The sequence below is a fragment of the Candidatus Poribacteria bacterium genome (assembly GCA_026702755.1).
In the GTDB taxonomy this organism is placed as follows: Bacteria; Poribacteria; WGA-4E; order WGA-4E; family WGA-3G; genus WGA-3G.
In genome coordinates this window covers 23,539-48,371 of the sequence record JAPPBX010000007.1, presented here as the reverse complement: position 1 = coordinate 48,371, position 24,833 = coordinate 23,539, and the positions used below count along the sequence as shown (strand labels likewise).

22 protein-coding genes are annotated in these 24,833 nt (G+C 47.9%); 17 read left to right on the top strand and 5 right to left on the bottom strand.

Going from position 1 to position 24,833, the window contains the following annotated elements; genetic code table 11:
- Positions 1-9 precede the first annotated feature (9 nt).
- The 8 genes from OXH39_01365 to OXH39_01330 all read left to right on the top strand — a co-directional run bounded on the left by OXH39_01365 (position 10) and on the right by OXH39_01330 (position 8,181).
- The gene (locus OXH39_01365) at positions 10-1,125 is read left to right on the top strand and encodes a hypothetical protein (GenBank protein MCY3549079.1); all 1,116 of its coding nucleotides are present in this window, start codon (positions 10-12) and stop codon (positions 1,123-1,125) included.
- A gap of 157 nt (positions 1,126-1,282) precedes the next feature.
- A complete protein-coding gene (locus OXH39_01360; GenBank protein ID MCY3549078.1) occupies positions 1,283-2,308 on the top strand; it encodes a hypothetical protein in 1,026 nt (341 codons plus the stop codon).
- Between the two features lie 185 nt (positions 2,309-2,493).
- Positions 2,494-2,943, top strand: coding sequence for a D-aminoacyl-tRNA deacylase (gene dtd, locus OXH39_01355; protein MCY3549077.1), 450 nt, complete (start codon positions 2,494-2,496; stop codon positions 2,941-2,943).
- A 72-nt stretch (positions 2,944-3,015) separates the two neighbouring features.
- Positions 3,016-3,981, top strand: coding sequence for a mannonate dehydratase (locus OXH39_01350; GenBank protein ID MCY3549076.1), 966 nt, complete (start codon positions 3,016-3,018; stop codon positions 3,979-3,981).
- A gap of 23 nt (positions 3,982-4,004) precedes the next feature.
- Entirely contained in the window at positions 4,005-4,694 is a 690-nt protein-coding gene (locus tag OXH39_01345) for a hypothetical protein (GenBank protein MCY3549075.1), read from the top strand.
- Positions 4,681-5,472, top strand: a complete 792-nt coding sequence (locus tag OXH39_01340; GenBank protein ID MCY3549074.1) for a site-specific DNA-methyltransferase — start codon at positions 4,681-4,683, stop codon at positions 5,470-5,472. The genes OXH39_01345 and OXH39_01340 overlap by 14 nt, the downstream gene beginning before the upstream one ends.
- Before the next feature lie 207 nt (positions 5,473-5,679).
- Positions 5,680-6,468, top strand: coding sequence for a PD-(D/E)XK nuclease family transposase (locus OXH39_01335; GenBank protein MCY3549073.1), 789 nt, complete (start codon positions 5,680-5,682; stop codon positions 6,466-6,468).
- A gap of 72 nt (positions 6,469-6,540) precedes the next feature.
- Positions 6,541-8,181 (top strand): thiamine pyrophosphate-binding protein, encoded by a 1,641-nt coding sequence (locus OXH39_01330; protein ID MCY3549072.1) that lies wholly within the window; start codon positions 6,541-6,543, stop codon positions 8,179-8,181.
- Between the two features lie 144 nt (positions 8,182-8,325).
- Here OXH39_01330 and OXH39_01325 read toward each other — a convergent pair whose 3' ends face one another.
- The gene (locus tag OXH39_01325; protein ID MCY3549071.1) at positions 8,326-9,126 is read right to left on the bottom strand and encodes a sugar phosphate isomerase/epimerase; all 801 of its coding nucleotides are present in this window, start codon (positions 9,124-9,126) and stop codon (positions 8,326-8,328) included.
- 236 nt (positions 9,127-9,362) lie between these two features.
- On the opposite strand from OXH39_01325, the gene OXH39_01320 reads away from it, so the two are divergent.
- The 6 genes from OXH39_01320 to OXH39_01295 all read left to right on the top strand — a co-directional run bounded on the left by OXH39_01320 (position 9,363) and on the right by OXH39_01295 (position 17,375).
- Positions 9,363-10,784 (top strand): hypothetical protein, encoded by a 1,422-nt coding sequence (locus OXH39_01320; GenBank protein MCY3549070.1) that lies wholly within the window; start codon positions 9,363-9,365, stop codon positions 10,782-10,784.
- 74 nt (positions 10,785-10,858) lie between these two features.
- Positions 10,859-11,635, top strand: a complete 777-nt coding sequence (locus tag OXH39_01315; protein ID MCY3549069.1) for a sugar phosphate isomerase/epimerase — start codon at positions 10,859-10,861, stop codon at positions 11,633-11,635.
- Positions 11,636-11,848: 213 nt separating this feature from the next.
- Positions 11,849-12,607 (top strand): TIM barrel protein, encoded by a 759-nt coding sequence (locus tag OXH39_01310; protein ID MCY3549068.1) that lies wholly within the window; start codon positions 11,849-11,851, stop codon positions 12,605-12,607.
- Positions 12,608-13,124: 517 nt separating this feature from the next.
- Entirely contained in the window at positions 13,125-13,700 is a 576-nt protein-coding gene (locus tag OXH39_01305) for a hypothetical protein (GenBank protein MCY3549067.1), read from the top strand.
- Between the two features lie 104 nt (positions 13,701-13,804).
- A complete protein-coding gene (locus OXH39_01300; protein ID MCY3549066.1) occupies positions 13,805-15,112 on the top strand; it encodes an insulinase family protein in 1,308 nt (435 codons plus the stop codon).
- Between the two features lie 55 nt (positions 15,113-15,167).
- The gene (locus OXH39_01295) at positions 15,168-17,375 is read left to right on the top strand and encodes a sigma-70 family RNA polymerase sigma factor (protein ID MCY3549065.1); all 2,208 of its coding nucleotides are present in this window, start codon (positions 15,168-15,170) and stop codon (positions 17,373-17,375) included.
- A 56-nt stretch (positions 17,376-17,431) separates the two neighbouring features.
- On the opposite strand, the gene OXH39_01290 is transcribed toward OXH39_01295, so the two are convergent.
- The 4 genes from OXH39_01290 to OXH39_01275 all read right to left on the bottom strand — a co-directional run bounded on the left by OXH39_01290 (position 17,432) and on the right by OXH39_01275 (position 21,554).
- Positions 17,432-18,580: an ABC transporter substrate-binding protein gene (locus OXH39_01290; protein MCY3549064.1), complete on the bottom strand. Its 1,149-nt coding sequence runs from the start codon at positions 18,578-18,580 to the stop codon at positions 17,432-17,434.
- A 132-nt stretch (positions 18,581-18,712) separates the two neighbouring features.
- Positions 18,713-19,957, bottom strand: a complete 1,245-nt coding sequence (locus OXH39_01285; protein ID MCY3549063.1) for a hypothetical protein — start codon at positions 19,955-19,957, stop codon at positions 18,713-18,715.
- Positions 19,958-20,126: 169 nt separating this feature from the next.
- On the bottom strand, positions 20,127-21,185 hold the full coding sequence (locus OXH39_01280) for an LLM class flavin-dependent oxidoreductase (GenBank protein ID MCY3549062.1): 1,059 nt from the start codon (positions 21,183-21,185) through the stop codon (positions 20,127-20,129).
- 156 nt (positions 21,186-21,341) lie between these two features.
- On the bottom strand, positions 21,342-21,554 hold the full coding sequence (locus OXH39_01275) for a hypothetical protein (protein ID MCY3549061.1): 213 nt from the start codon (positions 21,552-21,554) through the stop codon (positions 21,342-21,344).
- A 169-nt stretch (positions 21,555-21,723) separates the two neighbouring features.
- Here OXH39_01275 and OXH39_01270 point away from each other — a divergent pair, with 169 nt between their 5' ends.
- From OXH39_01270 to OXH39_01260, 3 genes are read left to right on the top strand one after another with little or no spacing between them, the layout of a single operon-like run.
- Positions 21,724-22,902 carry an ABC transporter substrate-binding protein gene (locus OXH39_01270; protein ID MCY3549060.1) on the top strand — a complete coding sequence of 393 codons (1,179 nt, stop codon included), beginning with the start codon at positions 21,724-21,726 and terminating at the stop codon, positions 22,900-22,902.
- 15 nt (positions 22,903-22,917) lie between these two features.
- Positions 22,918-23,697: a TIGR01458 family HAD-type hydrolase gene (locus OXH39_01265; GenBank protein MCY3549059.1), complete on the top strand. Its 780-nt coding sequence runs from the start codon at positions 22,918-22,920 to the stop codon at positions 23,695-23,697.
- 33 nt (positions 23,698-23,730) lie between these two features.
- Entirely contained in the window at positions 23,731-24,771 is a 1,041-nt protein-coding gene (locus OXH39_01260; GenBank protein MCY3549058.1) for a Gfo/Idh/MocA family oxidoreductase, read from the top strand.
- Positions 24,772-24,833 lie beyond the last annotated feature (62 nt).

Here is a 24,833-nt window from a genome sequence, read left to right as displayed (position 1 = left end):
AAAAAAGTTATGCGTCTATTCAGTAGATTATTCAACGGTAAGATTGCTGTGCTAAGCCTTTTTGTATGCTTTGCGTTTCTTCTGTTTAGTGCCTGCACAGGTGGTGAGGATTTCGCCAACCCCCTTGATCCTGAGAACCTACGGACCTCTGGTGCACCGGACGGTCTCACACTCTACGCAGGGGATAAGCAGGTGCGGGTCACGTGGAACGATACCGGACAAGAAGGCATTAAGGCATACCGTATCTACAGACGTTCCACAGGTGGCACAGACACAGCGTTCACGCAAGTTGGATCTATTGATGCCCCCGCAGATGAATTTATTGATACGCAAGGACTTGAAAACGATCGGCGCGATGCGGCTGGACGGATCCTTGCTTACGAATATCGCATCACTTATGTTGATATCAATGGTGTTGAAACCCCAGATCCAGCAAATCCACCTACTGAAAATGAAGAACCGCTCCGCGTCTGGAAAACTGCTCTCGCAACACCGAGTGTTCCGCCGCCTGCGCCAACTGTAACCCTCGGTGATCCAACGGATCTCACTATTAAACTCTTTTGGGAAGGCTATGAATTCCCTTACGATTTTTCTATTTTTCGTGTCTACGCTGCACTTGACACCGAAGACGACAAACCGCTCCGTTTTAGGTTAGTTGCCGAACCGAAGCGAGATAGGCTCTATTATTTTGACAACGATTTCAAGGTCGATGGCACTCGAAAAGTCTATCGTGTTGCTGGCGTTGATGAATTTGGAGCGGAGGCGATCACGACGATCACTGCGGCAGTGCCGAATGTGCCACCGGCTCCCCCGAAGAACGTTCGGGTACGTTACTTAGCGCGCTCGCTCTTTAACACGAAATACGATGCAGTCATCTCGTGGACACCAAACACCGAACCGGATCTCGCTGGGTATCAGCTCTATACTGTGGATGCAGATGGGAAATTGCTCCCGCGTCCCGCAGTCGGACCTAAAGATCGCTCCTTCACTATCCCCGGTGAAGACCCGATTCTTGTCGGGCAGTCACTCGAATTTAGGCGATACTACATAACCGCTTTTGACAATACACCTGGACCTGATGGACGACGGGACGAAAGTGCACGCGTAGAGGCGCGATCGCAATAGGAGTTAGACCACTTCGGCAAAGCACTTGAAAATAACTACAGAACTTACGCAGCCCCTTCGCTGGCGAGGTTTGTAACCTCGCCAGATGCACGTAATATATCGGGATTCATAAAAAAATTGCGTAAGTCCTAAACGATATACGCTAAAGGATAAATCTATGTACCCTAATTTTTCTGGAGAAAGTTTTGAGCGCACAAGTCACGCTCGAAAAAACAAACCGCACCACACACAAGTCTTCTTTCGTATTATCTTTACCTTAGTTCTTTTCATTGGTACAGCAGCGACACCGCTTTGGGCACAGTTGCCAGCCATTTCGCATCTCAGTACGATCCAAACCGCAGAACCGATGGGGAAGGGCGGCTATAGCACTTCGTTTGGGATACTTCAGTACAGCAAGGTAGACCTACTACCGGATCTAAAACAAAAGGTCGATATCGGTGGATTTGAGGAATTCCATCGCGTGACACTTGAGATTGAGACGTTCCTTATACCCGTCAGATTCACTTACGGCTTAAGCGACGAACTTGATCTCCTGCTCGGAGGGACATTTTCAACAGGCAATGGCGTGAGGAAAATTGTCCACGATTTCTATAATACTGCTACTGAAACCGCTGACGATCCAAACATCAATCGTCGCGTCTACGATCAACCGTTGTTTGACGGTGTCATCGGACTCAAGTATAATATCAAACCCGATCGGAATGATAACTTACCCAGTATTTCTGTTGGTGGAGATGCACAGTTTGGGTTCACCGCTGATGATCGGCTCAATTCGGACAATGAATTCCTTGACCATAGTCCCGCCGATGGGTTTCCATTTTTAGGCATCAATACCTATTTGGTAGGAAGCCAAAGGATCGGCAGTCTTTTTAAACTCCATGGCGGTGTTGGGATTTTCTTAACGTCAAAAGCACTCAAAACAACGGATTTTTTCACCCTTAACTGGCAAGTCGGTGGTGAAATCGCTGTCTCAGATAACATGTGGTTGGTCGCTGATTTCTCACGCGAACTCCCGTATGCAGGTGTACACGTAACCAACCTCATTGGGTTCGCGTTCCGCTATGAAATCTCAAATACACTTGCGTTTCAACTCGGATTCAACAGCCAACCCGGGTTCCTGTTCAACTTAACCTTCGGTGGCGAGAAAGCACAGTCGATTGATGAGGGAAACCTGCTCTTTTAGGGTAAAAATCGAGAGAATTATCAAGGAAAAATTAATAAAGATGTAAGCAGTATCCCGCAATCAGAGTCCATCCCCCCGTCCAATATGAACTAATCAGTAGTCCGTAACGTAGTGGAGGACGGCTTGAATACAGAAAACGTCAAAGCCTTAAACCCCGTTACTTATCCGCAAGGAAAATTAAAAGAATGCGAGCAGTTGTCCAGCGTGTCAAATCAGCGAGTGTTAAAGTTGAGGGTGAACTCGTCTCTGAAATCCGGGTGGGGGTACTTGTCTTCCTCGGCATTGCCCATGACGATACCGCAACGGAACTGGAATATATCGCTAACAAAGTCGCTAATCTGCGCATCTTTGAGGACGAAGAAGGCAAAATGAATCGCTCACTTCTCGAAACCGGAGGGGCTGCCCTTGTCGTTTCGCAATTCACGCTCTACGGCGATTGCCGCAAAGGCAGGCGACCGAGTTTTATCAACGCTGCCCGTCCCGAAGTCGCGAACACACTTTATGAGCAGTTCATCACTATCCTAAAACAGCAGAACGTCCCAACACACGGTGGCACCTTTCAGGCAATGATGGATGTGGAACTCATTAATGACGGTCCCGTCACCATTCTATTGGATAGCGACAAACAATTTTGAACCCGCATAGGTTTATCACTCAATTCTTCCTTAAAAGCACTCCAGCGGAGTGCTATGTCTATAGGAGTAACCATGGCTCGGAAAATGCGTCTCGGTTTAGGTCAATTCAGTGAACTCAGCGAAGAGCGATTGAAGTTTATCAAACAACTCGGTGTCGAAGATGTGCTGCTCAACACAGCACAACTTCCCGGCACAGAGCGGTGGGAGTTTATGGACATCCTTCAACTTCGGACAGAGGTAGAAGATGCTGGACTGCGATTAGCGGCACTTGAGAATGTGCCTGTCTCATTCTACGACAAAGCGATGCTCGGTTTGCCCGGGCGAGACGAACAGATTCAGAACATGGCAACGACGATTCAGAACATCGGTAAGGCGGGTGTTGAGATTTTCGGATACCACTGGATGCCCAATGAAGTCTGGCGAACCTCCCGAACCACGCCGGGGAGAGGCGGTGCCGCCGTTACCAGTTTCGATATGGAGCAAGTTAAAGACGCGCCTTTAACGCACGGCCGTGTTTACAGTGAAGCCGAAATGTGGGAGAATTACGAGTACTACATGAACGCCATCCTACCGGTCGCAGAAGAGGCAGGCGTTAAACTCGCACTCCATCCCGACGATCCACCCGTGGAATCCCTTGCGGGGGTGCCTCGCCTGTTCCGTAACTTTGAAGGTTTCAAACGCGGAATGGAAATCGCTGACAGCCCGATACATGGACTCGACTTCTGTGTCGGTTCCTGGTCAGAGATGGGACCGGGTGTTACGGACGCAATCCGTTACTTCGGCGAGCGTGATAAAATCTTCTACGTCCATTTCCGAGATGTCCAGGGGCATGTCCCAAAATTCGCTGAATCCTTCGTTAACAACGGCAATTGCGATATGTTTGACGTGATGCGCACACTCAAAGAGGTCGGCTTTACAGGCTTCATGATTACCGACCATGTCCCTCACATTGTCGATGATACAGGCTGGGGACACCGCGGACGCGCATACGCCATCGGATACATGACAGCATTCCTCGAAATCTTAACAGCCACGTAGAGGTGGAATGATTATAAATACAGATGGCAGATCAGCAGATGTCCCAAGATGAGTTCGCAGCGTACATCGCGCAGAAAATCCAGACCTGCTCTTCACAATCTCGTGCTCCACAATTGGTTGCACTAAGCGGGCCTGATTGTGCAGGAAAGTCAACCCTCGCTGTTGATGTGTGCAAGCAACTGGATCGTCTTGATTTGACCATGAGCGTAAAATTGTTGTCAATGGATGCTTTCTTAATTCCCCGACATCTTCGGACACCAAAAACGCCCGAATTCATGGAGTATTTTGAGTGTGCTTTTGACTATCCCACGCTTGTGGAGACGCTTAAAGCTGTGAGGTATCCTATGCCTTCAATCGATCCAAACAGTGTAGCCAAGGACACACCTGACATTGTTCTCGTTGAAGGGGTCTTTTTGCTGCGGAAAGAACTTTATCACTGGTGGAATCTTACGGTCTGGTTAGAGGTGGACACCTCTGTGATTATGAATCGAGCGATCAAGCGTGATAAGGAATACTTCGGTGATGAACGGACCGTGCAACGCGTTTATGAAAATAGATGTCTGCCAGCTCAGGATTACCATATACATCGAGATTTACCAAAGCAAAACGCTGACATCGCTGCTACCTTCGAGGAAGGATTGTGGACAGTACACACATCGTTAGCAACCGAACGCGCGCTTCGGGAAAAAGGCAAAGGAAATGAAACATCCTGAATACATTGACACCATCAAGCAGGGCGACTGCATCGCGTTGATGTCCGAAATGCCGGATGAATGTGTTGACCTCATCATAACGGATCCGCCCTTTGCCATCGACTTCAAAGCGACTCGCCACAACTATAACCGAAAAGGGGATCGTGTCCTTCAGGGTTACAACGAAATTGAAGGAAGGGATTATCTTGCTTTTACGCTTGACTGGCTTTCCGCTGCAACAAGAGTCCTAAAGGATTCTGGTAGTATGTACATCTTTTCCGGTTGGAACTATCTAAAAGACCTTCTCATAGCAATTGATCAGTGTCAACTTATCACAGTCAATCACCTCATTTGGAAATACCAGTTTGGTGTTGTTACGAAACGTAAGTACGTAACCTCTCACTACCACTGTCTTTTCTTGTGCAAAAACGATGAGAAACGAAAATTTTATCCCTATCGTCGATTTGACAAGGACGCAAAAACTGAAAATGGTGGGTCGGCACACTACAAGGACAAAGAGGATGTCTGGGAAATCAAGAGAGAATATTGGCAAGGTGCAGTCAAAACGCCAACGAAATTGCCAGCAGAACTCATAGATAAAATCCTTGATTATTCCAGTGAAAAAGGAGATGTTGTTCTGGATCCGTTTTTAGGTTCCGGACAGGTTGCTGTTGTCAGCAAAATGAAGGGACGGCATTACATAGGCTTCGAGATCGTGCCAGCATATTACGAATTCGCACTTGATAGACTTAAGTCGGGGAAATACTTAATAACCCAAGTTGCTACTAACAAATTCTGAACGTTCCAACGAGGGGTTTAGGTGTTTTCCGCACCCCAGCGGGGTGGTATATCTATAGAAACTGGGGTCCACAACTTCTTGCACTCCAGCGGAGTGCTATGTACACAAACAGGTGGCAACTTAGGTTACTTAATAGAAAAAACACGGAAGGAACCCGTCTGAAATTTATTTGGTGATGAGATGTAATTTTATAAAAAGGAAGACAAAATGACGCAAGTTATCCCCTTAAGATACGACACCGCTTTTAAAAAAGCGTTCAGCCAACCAGAGATCTTCTGTCAATTTGCCGAAGATGTCTTAGGTATCAAATTCCATACCGATGAGGTACATCGCGGCTACAAATTCCTTGAACCCATTGGGCAGGTTGATATTGAATACGATCTGTTTGCTGAGGACCAGGAATCTCGTATTGTCGTTGAGATACAACATGTCAAAGAGCGACACTTCTATGACCGTTTCCTATATTATCATCTTATTAACCTCGTCGAACAGGTAAAAAACAGCAAAGCGTACCAGTTTGATCGGACAGTTTACACAATTGTCGTCCTAACAAGTCCGTATAGTGAGAGCGAAATTGACTTTAGTGTTGCCATCACAGATTTCAATCCAATCAACGAATTTAGCCGTAAAGTCGAAGTCTATCCGCATCAACTTGTGTTTGTAGTGCCACGTATGGTTAATGAAAAAACGCCATCTGGCATCAAAACGTGGTTGGAACTCGTGTTGGATTCCCTTGATGGTGAGATAGATGAAAGCCACTACAACTCCCCAATTTTCGAGAGGGTGATTGAGGCGGTTAAACGGGACAACATCTCACCAGCGGAGCGCAGGGTCCTCAAAGATGAAGAGTCTTGGGAAGATACTCTCATAGATGTGAGGCAGAAAGAAAAGGAAGATATTGCACGCGCACTGATTAGCGAAGGCATAAGCACCGACGTTATTACACGAACAACGGGTCTCACAGCAACAGAAATCGAAAAACTGAAACAATCATAAACCCCGAGCCGTGCTAATAACGGTGCAATACGATAAACTACTAAAAACAATTACACACAACGAGGTGCTCTCATGTTCAACAGACCCCCAACCATCGGCGAATATCTAATCAGAAAACTGGAGAGCTACGACATTGAACATATCTTCGGCATCCCCGGCGATTATGTGCTGCGGTTCTATAACCTTATTGAACAGAGTTCAATTCAGCACATCGGCATGACGCGCGAGGACGCAGCAGGCTATGCAGCGGATGCCTACGCGCGGATAAAAGGCATGGGTGCGGCTTGTGTCACCTATTGTGTCGGGGGGCTATCGATGGTGAACGCCGTTGCAGGTGCTTATGCCGAGAAATCGCCCGTTGTTGTTATTAGTGGTGCACCCGGCATTAGAGAACACGGGAAGGATGCACTTCTACACCACAAGGTTCGAGACTTCCATACACAGCAACGGATCTACGACGAGATAACCGTCGCAACGGCATTACTCGATGAACCCTTTACGGCTTTCAATGAAATTGATCGCGTGCTTGATGCTGTGTATCGCTATAAACGCCCCGGCTATATTGAACTTCCACGCGACATGGTAGATGTCCGCGGCACGCTCTACCAGCGTCCTTCAACCGGTGGACACCTCAGCGACCCAGAAACATTGGATGTTGCTGTTGAAGAGGCTGTTGATTTCATTAATCACAGTAAAAGACCTGTCATCCTCGCGGGAGTAGAACTCCACAGATTCGGCTATCAAAATAAATTGCTTAGACTCGTCGAAGAAAAGCGGATTCCGGTGGTAGCGACGCTCCTCGGAAAATCGGTGATGCCGGAAGCACACCCGCTTTACTTGGGTATTTATGAAGGCGCAATGGGAAGGAACGAGGTCAGGGAATTTGTTGAGGATTCGGACTGTGTGATTATCCTCGGTGCTTTCATGACCGACGTGAATCTTGGAATTTACACCGCGAACCTTGACCGCGCCCATTCCATCTACGCCACCTCGGAAAAAATCTCAGTCCGCTATCATACCTATGAAGAGGTAATGTTTGATGACTTTATTGATGGCATCAATTCGCCAAAACTCCGAAGACGCAGGAAACCGAATTTAGGATGGGCATTGCCAGATGCGGGACCTTTCGAGGTCGAACCCAAGGCACCTCTAACAGTGCGCCGACTCTTCCAACATCTCAATGAATTCATCAATGATGAACTAACGGTTATCGCTGATGTTGGTGATAGTTTATTCGGTGCTGTGGAGTTGCGAATTCATCAACACACCAATTTTATCAGTCCTGCCTACTACACCTCAATGGGGTTCGCGGTGCCAGCGTCCGTTGGCGCGCAATTCAGCATGCCAAACACCCGATGTCTCGTTATTGTCGGGGATGGTGCCTTCCAAATGACAGGCACTGAACTCTCAACAGTTGCACGTTACGGACTCAATCCGATTGTCCTTATTTTAAACAACCACGGGTACGGTACGGAACGACATCTCCTTGAAGGTTCCTTTAACGATATTGGGGCTTGGAACTATAGCTGCATGCCAACACTTTTCAGTACCGGACGCGGATTCCATGTCCGGACCGAAGGCGAATTTGATGAAGCCATCAGAACTGCTCTTGATGAGACAGAACATTTTACCGTGATTGAAGCAGAACTTGACAAGTTGGACACTTCACCTGCACTTGCGCGATTGGCAGAACGGATGTCAGGAACAGTTTGAAATTAAAAGTAGTAGGCACGCTCCGTCGTGCCGTAACCACAATGTTTTTGAGATTAAAAGTAGTAGGCACGCTCCGTCGTGCCGTAACCACAATGTTGATTTTCAATATACCTCATTTTGCCACTTGACGAAACAATACGTTTTCTATAATACTTCAATCTTCTCTCGCAAAAATCCCGTGCAATACGGCACCTGCTCTTCTGACAAACCGTGCAGCACAACAGCACCGTCATAACCGCTCTCCTTTAGCAAACCGAGATACTGATCATAATCCAGCAGCCCTGTCCCAGCAGCGAGGTGTCCTGCCTGCCCATCGCGATCCAAGTCTTTCCCGTGTGCAAGCGCGATGTCATCACCGAGCAGTGCGAATGCTTCATCAAGGATTTCTTTCATTTTCGGCAGTTCACCTTTATGGAAGATATTCGCACCGTCCATACAAACCTTCAGGTAGGGCGATTGCATCTCGTCGAGCAAACGCCGCGCTTTCTGCGCAGAATCCACAACGTTCGCCACTTCGGGTTCGAGTGCGAGCGTCACCTCGTATTCCTCCGCGACTTCCAGTGCCTGTTTCATAGATTCAACGAGATCACGCCACGCCTCCGGTGTATTGTTATCGGGGTGGGCGCGCCACATGCTGTCCGGGTCACGTGAGCCGGTGCAGATCGTGATTACCGATGTTCCCATCGGCGCGCATTGCTCGGCAACGGAACGCAGCATCCGTAAACCGGCGTGGCGTTTCTCAACATCGGGATCAATCATGTTATAGGTGCCCCCAAGTGCCGAGATCGTAATCTGTCGGTCGTCTATCTCCTTGCGAACCTCCGCAAGCGACAGCCCCGCAGGCACATGATATTGTAGATGGTGGACATCGTGTTCCACAATAGCGTCCAAGGTCGCCCCGAGCGTTTTCCGCCGAATCGTCCCAACCATAAGTCCAACGTGCATAAGTCTCTCCTATCAATCAAAAATCGCCAAACTATATGGTGATTATACAACACGAAACATCAAATGACAAGGTAATAATGAACTTTGGATACTTCGCATCAATTAGCGCAACCTAACAGGATACGCTACAAAAGAGAAAACTAAACGAACCTGGAACCAAATGGCTCTACATTTGACCTTTTAATGCATTCATGATACTATGTTTTCCATTCAACAGTGCGGAGGTATCATTTCTGATGAAACCCGAAACAATGATAAACAAAATATGCAACGCTATTGATCTGATCATCGAAAGCAGTAAACCATACAAAGGGCTGTTCCCGTCCATTCTGCATCCGCAGACGGGTGAGATGCTAACGGAGAAGCCGACGAAGATTCCCGGACAAAGAGATGGAGACCGAGCACACCGCGGTTCTAATCTGATCCATGATGAGCCGTTGCTCGCCACGATGAACGCGCTCGCTGAAACTGAATCGAAACCGGAGTACGTTGAAGCCGTGGATTGGTATTTGGCGCACTTTGCTCAGAATTGCACGAATACGACAACAGGATTGTTCCCTTGGGGCGAGCATTCCTTTTGGCAACTGATTGAGGAACGGGTCGGGTGTTCGCGGAATCCGGCAGGTGGTGCCGCAATTCACGATCATCTTCGCAAGGTACCACTCTGGATCTGGCAAAAATTGAATACGTTTAACCCTGCCTGTGTCCAAAGTTTCGCCGATGGGTTGAACTATCATTGGACCGAAGGCGACGGGCTTGAATACATCCGTCATGCGAATATCGACACAAAAGCGCATCTCGTTCGCGGGAGTCGCGCCTGTGATTTTCCGAGGCACTCAGGTTTTTACATCTTCGATTTGGCGTTCGCGTATACGCAAGACCAGCGTCCAGAAACCCTTCAACAGATTCAGAATTATACCGATTACTGGTGGGAAAAACGGGATGACCGTGGGCTTTTACGTATTGAGAGTCGCTCACCGAAGGACGATGAACGTTTTTTTGAGAATAATGCTCCCACGCAAACGTTCTCGTTGGGGATTAGTTTACTTGAATCCGCAGCGTTGATAGAATCGCTCCAACCAGATTTGGCAGACCAGATGCGGAAATACGGCTTGGTTTACATTGACGGATTCCTCGCTGCCCCGCATAATCTTGAAACTCGTGAATTCATCAGTTTATGCCAGTGTAAGACGAATCGAGTTGTTGAACGTATGTCTGTTTGGGGGAGTGTCTACGGTGCCGGGACTTCCTGCAGCACGGGGGTGCTTTGTCTTGCTGGTTGGCGATTGACACAGAATGAAAAATTGATGGAATACGCACGCACCGTTGGCACGACCTATCTTGATGAGAAATTTCCGGTTGATCGCGTTCAGACGGAAGCGTTTAAGATTCCGGCATCGGATGCAGGTCTTACGCTGGAGTTGTTCGCCGATCTCTACGGCATCACAGGTGAATCGGTATGGTTAGAAGGCGGCATTGAACTTGCCGATACAGTGTTAGAAGTCTATTTCCCAGAGACGCTTCCGTACGGTGCATCAGGGATTGACTGGTATGAATCACAGATGGGAGCAGCGTTCCTGATTCACGGTTTAGCACGAGTGGCGTTATTGGCACTTCACCGAACCTGTCCACTCACACCCAATTACACTGCACGATAGAGAGACTAATAGAAACGTTTGTAGTAGGGCGATTTATCGCCCGTTGGTGTTTCAGTATAAAAGAAAGGAAAATCATGGCAAGAGTACCGATTGGTTTAGAACTATTCTCCGTCCGAAATGAGTTGGCAGAAGATGTTCGCGGCACAATAAAGGCAGTCGCTGAGATGGGATATGAAGGCGTTGAATTCGCCGGTCCACCGCAACATTCCGCCCAAGAACTAAAAGGTTATCTTGACGAGTTTGGCTTAATCTGCTGTGGGTGGCACACACCCTTCAACCTCGTCCAAGAAGACACGCTTGATGAGACGATTGAATTCAACAAGGTCTTAGAAAACCCGTATGTCATCGTTCCCGGTATCCCCGGTGAACTTCGTCAATCGCGCGCGGATTGGCTAAAATTAGCCGATGTTTTCAATGGAATCGCCGATAAACTCGCAGCGCACGATATGGTAACCGGCTATCATAACCATCACGTCGAATTTACGCCGCTTGACGGCGAACAACCGTGGGATACCTTCTTCGGTAGCACGAACGAAGGCGTTGTGATGCAACTGGATATGGGCAATGCGCTGTCTGGCGGTGCTGATCTCGTCGGTATTCTGGAGAGATACCCCGGACGTGCTGGTACAGTGCATCTCAAACCGTACACCGAATCAGCAGGCGAAGCGGACAGACACGCCGGTTTCCGTCCTATTATTGGTGAAGACAGCGTGCCGTGGGATGAAATTTTCCGAGTCTGCGAAACCACCGGTGGCACGAAGTGGTATATCGTCGAGTATGAAAGCGATGCCTACCCACCGCTTGAGGCTGTTGAACGCTGCCTAAGCGCGCTAAAAGCGATGGGTAAATAGCCATCAGCAGCAAAAACACCCATACCACCGCTGGCGAGGATTGTATCCTCGCCCTTATGTTGGTGTATGGAACAAACGCCTCACCGCCGCTGGCGAGGATTGTATCCTCGCCTTCCTATAATCGTCAAATAATGCTGCCCTTTACCATAAGTTTGTTCTTGGACCCTGTAGAGGTGATATGCCTGTAGAAGAAGGCATCCCAGGAGTGATAAAATGAGAACCTATTGTGCAAGCACCCTCCCATTCTCCCCTTTTCCTTTAGCGGAGTTTGTCGGCGAGTTATCCCAAAAAGGCGTGTCTGCCATTGAACTCGCCCAATCCCATTTCTCGGATGTGAAAGCCGAAACGATTGACGCGCTTCGAGAAGAGACCGGAGTCCGTTTCAAATCTATGCTGAGCACGGTAGCGGTTGATGCGCCGGACGGGCTTGAGGCGTTAATCTCTATTCTCGACACTGCCCAGAGGCTTTCTATTCCAATGGTCAGCATCGCAAGTGGTGGGAACGAGACCGCCGCGACTCGCGAGATTAAAACGATCATCGGTCATCTCAAAACGGTCACTGAAGAAGCACAGGCTCGGAATCTAACTCTTATGCTCTACGCGCACGAAGGGAGCTTGGCTTACAACCTTGAACGCACGCAGCAGATCCTCAGTGCGATCCCCTCCGAAAATTTCGGCTTCTACTACAGTCCGTTTCATTTCCATCGCGCCGGAGACGATCCGGTTGTTGCCTTGCGCACCTTGTCAGAACGGTTGTTCAGTGTCTATTTCAACTGCGGTGTGGATTCAAAGACAGGAAGCGAACCGTTCTGGGCACCGGAGATGGATTTTCCTGCCATTTGTCAGGAGATAGAGCGTGTCGGCTACACTGAGGAAATCATGCTCATCTATTTGGGATTGCAGGCAGAAACACCGCAGCCAATTGTTGAGGGTGTCGCGAACGCGCGTGCGAAGTTAGAGACCTACTTTTAAGCGAATTCACGTTAAAATTACATGAACACCCACTGGTAGGCGCGCTTTGTAGGCGCGCCGATTGACGTGTATCGTTTACTATAGATGAACGTTATCTCGGTAGCAACCGAATTTCAAATCCCACACTCCTTTTAACCATTTGAATCCAGAATACTTAATATATGATTTCAATCGGCACAGTGTTGTTAATATTTTGGATCTCGTCCCTGTCTCGTCCTCATTAATCAACATCTAAGAAAAAAATAACAACATCTGTGGTATTGTATGTGAGTGCTCCGGGTCCCTACGCAGTCGGCGGTTTATTGCGCGTTTGAAATCCGACCTTTGGAGAAAAACGGCTAAAAAATTCAGATAATTTTCATTTTTTTTCAGATTATGCACGTTTTCAGTACCCAAATTACGTCATTAGACAATCAAAGGGTAAAACAATCGTTTCGTTTTAACGATACTATGTGTTTTGCTTCAGTATTTATGTGGTTTACCTGAATTCTACAGTCCTATAAATAGGAGAAAAAAGATGTCAAAAACTTTTAACTCGGAAACTTTCAAAAAAACGTTTGACGCGTACATTCTAAGGTGGCATATATCGGAAGCAGTTTTATTGATTTTGGCTTTCTTGCCTTTCTTGGCGTACGGCATAGCGGCATATTTAGAACTTGTCAAAACCGAAATTACGCCATTTCTATTGGGTGACATAACTTTTGGCGCAATTTCATCCGGTATTGTCTCTTTCGGAGCGGTCTCTTTTGGAGTTGTTTCGATTGGTGCTGTTTCTTGTGGTGTGATTGCTATTGGCACCGTATCTTGCGGGATCATCTCGATCGGTGTAATATCCGCGGGGGGTTTCGCTTTTGGAAATGCCGCTGCTGTTGGGCTTATCGCTATTTCTACAGGTTCAACTGGGGTAACCCCTCGGGTCGGTGGAAATGCTTTTGGAGTTATAGCGATCGGTCGGCAGGCAAGCGGACTCTACGCGCTTTCCTATGAAAGAAAAGGCAACGATGTTTATCAGTTTTCACCTGAACGTCAAGATATAGAGGCTGTTGCACTGTTTACCCGCTGTCTCCCAAAATTTAAGAAGGTGTATGGGTAAACCCTTTAAACTAACGTGAGGGACGATTGAAGACATGGGGAAATACCCTATGTGCTAACGTGGTCCTACAAGATTTTGGATACCTAACACTTGGAGGTAAAAAGATGATTAACAGAATTAAACACGCCATCGTCGCATTCCTTATCCTTGCCAATTTTTCTCTCGCTTCCGCTGCACCGCCTGAGGTGACACGCTTTACATTAAGCAACGGCATTAAGGTTGTCAATCTCTATGTTGAAAATTCCACAGATGTGGGGATTTTCAGTTATTTGCCCCTTGGGCTTGTTGCGGATGGAAAAGCAAAAACACAGTGGAGCCATCTGATTGAACACTTGACAATCCGAACCACAGGACCCATTGATTTCAAAACGAGTGGCGCAGAAACAATGGCTGATAACATGCGCTTGGATTTCATCGGTAACACCGATAATTGGACACAGGGTTTGAAACGACACGCACAATGGCTTTCTGGATTGCCATTTTCAGCAGAAAGTTTAGCCGAGGAGTTACCGAAGGCCTTGTCCGAGATTGACGCTACTGAAACGAGATTAGCGACGCACAAATGGGCGTTCGCTGCATGGAATCAAGTTTTTCGACATGGTGAAACCGCCATATCAATGCGCGGTGATGTTCAATCAGCACAGTTGCGTGGATTACAGGAATACCGAGATCTACACTTGCTCCAAGCGGATCGGGTGCTTTTATGTGTCATCGGTGGAGTTAAGGCGGAAACACTACAGCCAGTAATCGAAGAACAACTCGGATCTATCAACCTAATGGCAAAAACACTTCCGCCAGCAACAGCAGCATCGGAGACAGCGAATGACCAAGTTGTCACTTGGGATATCAACGTAACCCACTACATGGAAACTTACGCGATACCCAACGTTGAGAACAGAGACTACCCAGCACTTTATATGGCGAGTCTGCTGTTGCGAATAGCCTGCATGCAAGATGTGCAATTGAAGGAATTGATTGGACTCGTTTTCTGTGGGGTTGACCTTATCACGCCTGAACAGATATACTTATATGTCAGTGCTTCGCTCAAACCGGATACAGATATAGAAAACGTTAAGCAGCGGATTAGAGAGTTGATAAACCAACTAAAGCAACCAGCGAACAACGCGCAGGTAACGATGTACGCCCAGGCACTTTCGATGGAACTCGGTTCACCGCCGGACATAACGATGGTTATGCAGCAATACAAATCTGCAGGTATGACAGAAACTATGATGCTTGGGAATATCGGTTTACAGTGGGGTATGCTTGAATATCAATATGGCGATACTTTACCGCACCTGGCGAAGGCGTTTGCCAATATCTCCGCGGCGGATGTTGCCGATGTTGTCAATCGGTATCTGACCGAAGATGAACGGATGACATTGCTTCTCACACCGCGGACGTTGGAGTGATATGAGGCATTAGTAGAAATTCAGTCGTTGTGTTGATGCATTATGGGGGGTTCTGATGGAGAAGAATGACGTTCAGTTGATTCACAGCATCTTGTCTGGCAACGATGAGGCGTTCAGCACCTTGGTTCAAAAATACCAAAAGAGTGTTCACGCCCTCGCATGGCGGAAGATCGGTGATTTTCATTATGCTGAGGAAATTACGCAAGACACTTTCCTTCAAGCTTATGAAAAACTCTCCACACTCAAGAATCCCCATCAATTTGCTGGATGGCTCTATGTCATTACAAATAATCTATGCACCGATTGGCTCCGAAAGAAGAGACCTGCGATGCAACCGCTGGGGGACGCGTCTGTGAAAGCAATAGATAAACTAACTTATGAGCGTTATATGTTGGAACAACGCGAGACAGAAGCAACCGAGCGTCGTCATGAAATCGTCAAGCAACTTCTGGAAAAATTGCCAGAGAGCGAGCGGACTGTGGTGACACTCTACTATCTCGGCGAGATGTCTACAAGGGAAATTAGCAAGTTCATTGGGGTATCAGTGAATACGATTACGAGTCGGCTCCAACGGGCGCGGGAGCGTTTACAAGCGTCGGAAGAACTCTTGATTAACGAAACGCTTGGCGGCTTGCAATTGTCTGGTAACCTACTTGAAAACATCATGCGGCAAGTTGTTGACATAGAACCGGGAGCTTCTCCGACCGGAAAACCGTTACTGCCATGGGTGTCTTTGGGTGCAGCTACGGTTTTGATTATATTGCTGCTCGGTGCAGGTCATCAATACCTCGTCAGATTCCAGCGACCGTATAGTTTTGAGGCGCAAGCCGAGCCTACTATTGAAATTATTGAGGCGGCTGTTGTTCTTGAAACCGACGCAAAACCGGCTGTGCGAAATCAAATCGGGCAGGCTGCCACCCCCGGTAAAAACAGTAGTGTAGACTCACAGATCTCTGAGGAAGTCTTAGCACCTAATGCATCAGAGGACTTCCCTAATCTGCTTAGTGCTAATACCACACCTAAAGTGACGCGCTTTACGTTAAGCAACGGTATCCGAGTTGTCAATCTCCATGTCGAAAATTCCACGGATGTCGGTATTTTCAGTTATCTGCCCCTTGGACTCGTCACTGATGGGAAAGCAAGGGCATATTGGAGCCATCTCATTAATCATCTGACCGTCCGAACCACAGGACCCATTGATTTCAAAACAAGTAACGCCGAAACAATGGCTGATAACATGCGCTTAGAGTCTTGGGGCGGGAAAGATACATGGACCCAGAGTTTAGCACGACATGCGAAATGGCTTTCCAGACTGCCGTTTTCAGCAGAAAGTCTTGCTGAGGAACTCCCAAGAGTCTTGTCCCAGTTTGACTATATCGAAACGAACTTGGCAACGCATAAGTTGGCAGATGTTGCGTGGAATCAAGTCTTTCGACATGGTGAAACCGATATAGCGATGCGCCGAGGCATTCAATCAGCACAACTCAGTGAACTCCAAGACTATCGCGATCAGCATCTCGTCCAAGCTGATAGCGTCCTTTTGTGCGTCATTGGTGGTGTTGATCCCGAGACACTGAAAGACACTATGGAAACACAACTCGGAACTATTAACTTAACCGAGAAAGCCTTTCCCACGCCAACAGTCCCTCCAGAAATAGCAAAAGATCAAAATGCTACTTGGGATATCAATGTAACCCATTACATGGAAACCTACCCAATTCCTCACCCTGAAAACAAAGACTACCCCGCGCTCTATATAGCGAGTCTGATGTGGCGGTTAGCCTGCACACAGGATGCCCAATTGAAGGAATTGACAGGTTACATTCACTGTGGTGTTGATCTCGTTACACCTGAACAGGTCTACTTATACGTCAGTGCCTCACTCAAACTGGGTACAGATATAGAAAAGGTTAAGCAGCGGGTACGGCAGTTGATGAACCCATTAAAACAACCGGAAAACAACACGCAGGTCCCTATGGTTGCCCAGTCCCTTTCCAAGGAACTCGGTGCACCGCCGGACATGAAAACGCTCATGCAATATAAACCAGAGAATGTGCCGGAGGCTCTGATGCTCCTTCAGCTCGGTGTGCGTTGGGGAACAATAGAATACCAATTTGGTGGGAACTTATCGCAGCTCGCGAGTGCATTCGCCGATGTCTCCGCCGCTGATGTTGCCACCGCCGTCAACCGATACCTAACCGAGGATCGTCGCATGACGTTACTTCTCACGCCACAACCAGTCGTTAATCCCCAGACTCGGTAGAGTTTTCACGTGGGTATTTCAACGTATAATTTATCTAAAACTGAATACTCCTCGACTTACTCACTCGCTTTCACAATAGTGTATTGCTGCGGTTGACCGTCAACAATTTTCAACACGCGGATACCCGAAGCAGGTTTGACAGGATGACGGTTACCATCAAAGCTCGAAATAATTGTCGCCCCTTGGTAGTCAGTGATAGCAGCAACTGCATCCCGAATCATAATAGGGTCTGTTGATTCCACGTTTTCAATCGCTATTGCCAATAACTTCATCGCATCGTAACCTAACGGAGCAATACCAATAGGCTGATTTTTAAACATGGTTTCATAAGCATCCATAAAATTTGCAGCAAGTTCATCCGAGATACTACAATAGTAGGAATTTTCAAGAGGCGTGTTATCCTCTAAAATATCTAACATCAACGAATCATCCCAACCATCGCTGCCGATAAACGTCGACTTAATGCCCATCTCTCGTGCCTGTTTCACTATCATCGGACTCTCTGGCGGAAAACTTGCCAGAAGCAGGACATCAGGGTTTGCCTCTTTGATAATCCCAAGTTGCCCATCAAACATTATATCGCCTTGTTCATAGATTTGATTGGCAACAATGCGACCACCAAGTTTCTGAAAATTCTCATCAAATGCGTTAACGAAACCTTTAGAGTAGACATCCCCGTTCTGCCAAATCATCGCTGCAGTTTTCTTGCCGAGGTCGTTCACCACAAAACCTGCCATCACTTTCGCTTGCAAGGCATTTGAATTCGCCACCAGAAAGAGAAAATCTCTCGGATCATTCCCAGTATTCGTCACGTCGGCACCTGTTGCACCCACAATGACAGGGATATTGATGATCGGTCCAACTTTAACAGCACTACTTGAAAACATCGGACCTAATATAGCCACAACATTTTCCATTTCAGCTAATTCTCTTGCAGAATCAGCAATCGTTCCTGTTTCTACTTTATAAATAAGTTCTACTTGCCGCCCAAGAACACCCCCTGCCTTGTTGATTTCGGCTAAGGCGAGTTTTGCTCCGTCGCCAAAAGTAGCGTAATTTAGCAACGGATGAATCAGGCCCACTTTAAGTGTAGGCATCGGTTCTTCAGTTATTCCGACATCTTCCGCTCTCACCCCCACAGACAGGTAAGCGACTGAGAGGACGAGTAATACGCATAGTGTTAACCTAAAAATTTTCGGATTCATAAACTACTCCTGTGTTTTTAGACCAACGCGCCTAGCGCAGGACAGTCTAATATTCTGTTGAAAAAACGCTCTATAACGTTGCAACGTAAATTTAATCAAAATTGCTTAACCCCATTTTCCACAAATGTATAGTTAAGCGCGAACTTTAAGTCGCGCCAACAGATCCGTCATCTCCGCATGAATCTGTTCTTCAACCGCTGGCAACAACGCCAACCGATACGGACCACTAAGCGCATGGTTCCGCGGACCCGCCTCATAACCCGCCTTCAACCCCAACTCGTAAGCCGCTCTGGTCGCAATATAGACCTCACTGCCGTTTGTGTATCCAAAAACAAATGTGTGTGAGAACGGGGACACTTCCTCTACAAAAAGTTGGTACTCCGAAAAGAGTTCGTGCGATACAGACAGAAAGCAGAGCGCATCGCCGACTGCAAACGCACTCATTGGGAAGGGTAAGGTGCGTTTCTCGCCACTTTTAGCGACCTCCAATAAAGCAACATAGCGTTCGTCATCGGGGAATTCTTCGATTAACTGCTTGCATTCTGCAACCGATGGTGGATCTCGGAACGGCAAATTGACGAGTTTAGAACACGCTTTAAGGGGTGCTGCTGGGATCTCCTTCGCAGTCTTTAACGCTTGGTGTGTCGCAAATGCGAGTGCGAATCCAGCGACATCGCACGCATCAAAACCACCTCGCAATGGATACCCGTTGATGTCTGCCGCGCAGCCTTGTGCGAACAGCAAAACACTTCCCGGCTTCAGGTCCAAGAAATTGCGCAGATGTTCAACGGCATAACCGGGGAAGTCCGCACCCATCTCCTCGCTCGACCAGTGGACAATCACCGGATGTGCCGCATGTGAGAATAATACCGCGATGATATCTCCGTTTTCATCATAGGCACCTAACACATCAACCCACGGCACAACGGGACCTTCCGGGTTCGGTGCCATTGTAATATAGCCGTCTTCGTTCATCAGGCGACGATTGTAGCCGATTTGGACAGGCGCGCGTCCTGACCGCAATGTTGCAGGTTCAAGTGCGTTTATCGCATCTTTTACCAATCCGGCAAGACACGTCGCCAACCACGCTTCGGATGCCTCTGTTATCCACCGTCCATCAACACCCGGGGCGTTATGTGTATGGCTGCAGTTGATAACAATATGCTCTGGCGGTATATCTGTTGCTTTCTGGATGGCATCGAGTAGTGCTTTATTGTACTGGAGTGGAAACTGTCCGTAGTCGGCTGTCACAATAGCGAGCTGTTTTTCGCCATCGGCAAGCACCAATGCTCGCGCATACAGTTCGGCGTAAACTTCGGGCTTGTCCTTTATGGAGGTAATCACAGTCTCGGCTGCACCTGCCATGAGGGTATCCATGAAATTACTCCTTGTCCGACATTACGACGCAGGATGTGTGTTGATTACTCTTAAGTCAGTTCCGTAGATTGGATAGAACGGATACTCTCAAAACCCTAAGAAATCATAGAAAAGCAACTTGCCACCGGAAGCACCGCCTCAACCAGAAACCCAGTAAAACCCAACACTCTTATGTCAAATCCGTGAGTTGCGGCATCACCTCGTTCTTGAGAAGTGTCATTGAGTTCAACCACTGCTCCTTCGGTTCCCATTCGTGTCCCATGGCGAGTAAGACTCCAAAACCACCGACTTCATCGTAAAGTTCGCGTAAACGATTGGCAACGTGATCCGGACTTCCAACGATCCACAAGGTATCTAACAGATGCTCGAGGGTCATATCGGCATCGTCCATATCTGGATCCGGTTTGAAGTTCCCCGGGCTAAATAACTTGAACCAATAGTCCGTAAAATCGCGTCCGAGCGTGCCTTCGAGTGCTTCTTTTCGCGCCTGTTCAGTCGTATCCGCAACGTAAACCTCACGGGCAATGCGCCACGTCGAGCGACATGGCGATAAGCCAGTCTTTTCCGCACCCTCTTCCACTGCGTCCCAGTGTGTTTTAATGGTAGAAACATGCGCTAAATTAATACTCATCGGAATCCAGCCTCGCTCACCAGCGAAGATGAGCGTGTCCGACCTTGCGGAAGACCCCGCCAACGCAATTGGCGGATGCGGTTTCTGATAAGGCTTCATGTGCATACTTACAATGTTCGGACGGTACTCGGGGATCTTAAATTCCCAGAAATCGGTCTTATAATGTCCGGGTTCTGGATCTGTCCAAATCTTGAGTACGGCATCAATCCCTTCACGTGTTGATCTACGCCTGTCTTCGCCAGCCATGAACATCTCCGCATCGCTCGGTGTGGAACTGGAACCGACACCCCAATGAAAACGTCCGTGCGTTTGATGGTCCAGTTGCGCGATGCGATGCGCCACAACAGCGGGATTGTGTATCGGCATACAGGTGATTCCCGTGCCGAAAATAATGTTCTCTGTCATCGCAGCCGCTTTTGCAATAAAGAGATCTGGGGACGGAATATTCTCCCATGTAAATGTGAAATGCTCGCCAACATACGCTTCCTTGTAGCCTAACTCGTCTAATACTACCATCTGCTCAATATCGTGGTCAAGCGTCTTGGTGGTGTCGCTACCGGGTGGATGCAAAGGCATTGTGAAAAAACCGAGTTCCATGAAAAGGCTCCTTTGTGGGTTGCAAATTTTTAAACTACTATTGGATATCCCAAACCTTCTTCAGCCCCGTAGGGCGAAATTTCTGTAGAAATGGATATCCCAAACCTCTTCAGTCCCGTAGAGGCGAAATCTCTATAGAAATACGTCTGCGAAAACTTATCTTCCATCCCTCTCGGTTTCAAAATGCAATTCAAGCCCGCGTATACGATCCCTGTAATCCGAGCAACGGGGCCCTTCAGTGAGCAAAAGGTGAATCAGAATGTACTCAAGATGGCTAATAGTTTCCTCATCAGGGTAGGCCTCAAGGTCAAGACCAAGAGCTTCAAGTATCTTATGAACATGGTAATAAATGGGATCGCCGTTAGGCATAATGTGTCTCCAGAACAAAAATTTGCGGACATCATATACGATATATTTTGGAAACTTGACAAAATCAGTTGTGTATGCTATTTTTTATCATGTTTTAGAACACAGGTAAGAACTTACCACAAATCCAAATATTTTTCAAGCATTTTCACCAAAGGAGAAAATCTGTGTTATGTCTATGAGAATTTTTATCCTAATTTCGGTTATTCTACTCGCCGCCTTGACAGGATGTGAACGGGTAGGTCAGATGGTTCAACCCGATGCTACCGCTCCGACCGAAACAGCATTAAAAATTGGCGTAATTCAACCGGCGAACACTTTTACTACCTTCAGCCAAGGTGCTGAAACCGCGCGCGCCCAAATTAATGAAAACGGAGGGGTGCTCGGTATGCAGGTAGAATTTATCAGTCAAAACAATCAACCCGTGTCGACTGAGCCGCCAACGCCGGAAGCCAGCGTTACTGCCGCAAAGGAACTGATTGAAGTGGAGAACGTTTTCGCACTATTAGGTCCCGTTTACTCCACTAATTCCGTCGAAGTCGGGCCGGTTGCGCAACAGGCACAACGGCTTATGCTTCCCGGTTCCAGTGGTTCAAACGTCCCTGAAACTGGAGATTATGTCTTTCTCATTACGGTGCCAAACCCATTTCAAGGAAAAGTGATGGCAAATTTTGCCATGAGCCCGAATGAACTTGGCGCGAAAACCGCAGCGACTATTCTTGAGCAAGGCGATGACTACACGACAGATCTCGTGCAAGCATTTGAGGCAGCTTTTCAGGAAATCGGCGGCGAAATTGTTTACAGCGGTGCCTATCCCGTCGGCGATAACACTTTCACGACACTGCTCACAGAAATTCAGGCTGCCGCCCCCGATGTCATCTTCTGTCCCGGTTTTCAACCCGAGGTCCCACTGTTAATAAATGAAGCGCGACAGATCGGCATCACAGCGACCTTCCTCGGTGGCAGCGCATGGGATGATAGGGAACGCTTCCTGAGCATATTAGAGGATAATAGTATATTGGATGGCAGTTATTATCCGACTAATTTCTCGGTTGCGACACCGGACGCGGATGTGCAGGAATTCGTGAGTGGGTACACAGCACTCTTCGGAAGTCCACCAGATGGTATCGCCGCGTCGGGCTACGATGCGATGCGACTCTTAGCACGTGCAATAGAGAAAACGGGTTCGCTTGATCCGATGGCTGTTCGTGATGCGTTCGCAAAGGTCAGTGATTACAAGGGGGCAACAACCATTTCGCATTACGATGCAAACCGCCACCCCGTCAAAAGCCTCACAATTCAAGTCATTCAGGATGGACAGGTCAAACACTACAAAGTTGTGGAACCGTAACACACAGAGAGGGCAATGCAGAAAATATCACCAACGCACCCGAAGGCTTTTTTGATCGATTTGGATGGGACGCTCTATTTTAAAGGCGAACCTTGTCCCGGCGCGATCGAAACTGTCAACTACTTGCGTCAGGAGAAGTACCAACTCCGGTTTTTGACGAATACGACTGCCAAAACGCCAAAGATGCTTCACGCACAGATGCAAGCGTTAGGCTTTGATATCTATGAAAATGAGATTTTCAATGCAACTTACGCCTGTCTCCAATACTTACGTTCGCAATCTAAGAACCGTTGTCACTTTATGGTTGACGATGCCGTCAAAACGTTTTTCAAGGAGATACCAGTAGATGACAACGCTCCTGATTTTGTCGTTGTCGGAGACTACGGCGAGGGGTTCGACTTTCACGCTTTAAATCATGCCTTTCGCCTGCTGATGGATGGGGCTGAGTTGATAGCGTTGCAGAAGGAACTCTACTGGTTTTCTTCTGAGGGGATGTTCTTAGATTGCGGTGCATTTGTGACGCTTCTGGAAGCAGCGTCGGGCAAAACCGCCAAGGTCATGGGTAAGCCAAGTGAGACGTTTTTCAAGTTAGCACTTGAGAGTCTTCAATGCTCTCCAAGTGAAGTGATTGTAGTGGGTGATGACATCACTTCCGACATCGTTGGAGCACAGGCAATGGAGATGCGGAGTATCTTGGTTAAGACTGGAAAGTTTAAACTCAATCAATTGGAAAATCCTGTCGCGAAACCGACATGGGTCCTTGAAAGTGTTTCGGAGTTAACACAACTTTTTTAAACAGTTTCCAGAAAAGTATCGGAGACGACACTTATGACGAACAAACGCATTCAAACAGGAGTCGTTGGGTGTGGATGGGCAGGCTGCCGGGCTATCGAAGCTGCCAATGCGACATCTCGACTGAACGTTATCGCAATCGCAGAGCGTGATCCAACCCGTCGTGAACAAGCAGGCGACGACAATGCTGTGCCACACCGCTATGCTGATTATCAAGAACTGCTTGAGAATCCCAATGTTGAAGCCGTCTATCTCGCGACTTCTCCTGATGGTCGGCTGCAACAGGTACTTGATACGCTCAATGCGGGTAAGCATGTCTTGGTCCAAAAACCGCACGCAATCCGCGCCCCAGAAATTTTAGAGATGGAGACAGCCGCACAAGAAGCCGGAAAGACGCTCCAATTCTGCTACTTTATGCGCCACTTCCCAAACAACCGAAAGATTCGGCGCGCTGTCCTCAACGGTGCAATAGGCGACCTGTATCACGCCCGCGTCTTCGGGAAATACAACTTCATCCCTGATTTCGATGCCAACAGTCGTTGGCTGCATGTCTATGGACAGAAAGGCGGTTCGTTGGGGCAGCACTACTCACACGAACTCAACCTGACGTGGTGGTGGATGGGATGCCCGAAGCCGGAATGGGCATTTGCTGCAAAGCATGTGCTTTACCCGCAGTATGACGGGCCCGAAGGCGCAGCGGAGGACTATTTTACTGGTCTCCTCGGATGCGAAGGTGGAAAAACCATCCAAATCGACTGTTCTCGGATGAGCCACTCGGACTCCGCGAGTGCCGTGGAGCTTTACGGCACCGCTGGCGCAATCACAAACGGAGGTATATCTCGCTTCAAAGATGGTGAATTTGTCCGAGAAGCAATTGATGAACCGCTTGAGGTTGACCACGGTGAATTGCCTGAAGAGGTACATGTCTTCTATTATGAACTGAACCACTTCGGCATGGCGATAGCCGGTGAGGTCGCACCCGATGTTTCTGCGCCAGATGCTTATGTCTTCATGCAAATCTTAGATGCACTCTACGACAGCGCGAAGAGTGGCGAAAAAGTGGACATTTCCTCGTAGCAGGGAATCCTGAAATAACGTTGACAAAAACAGTTTCTGCTGTTAATCTGATACAACCTCGG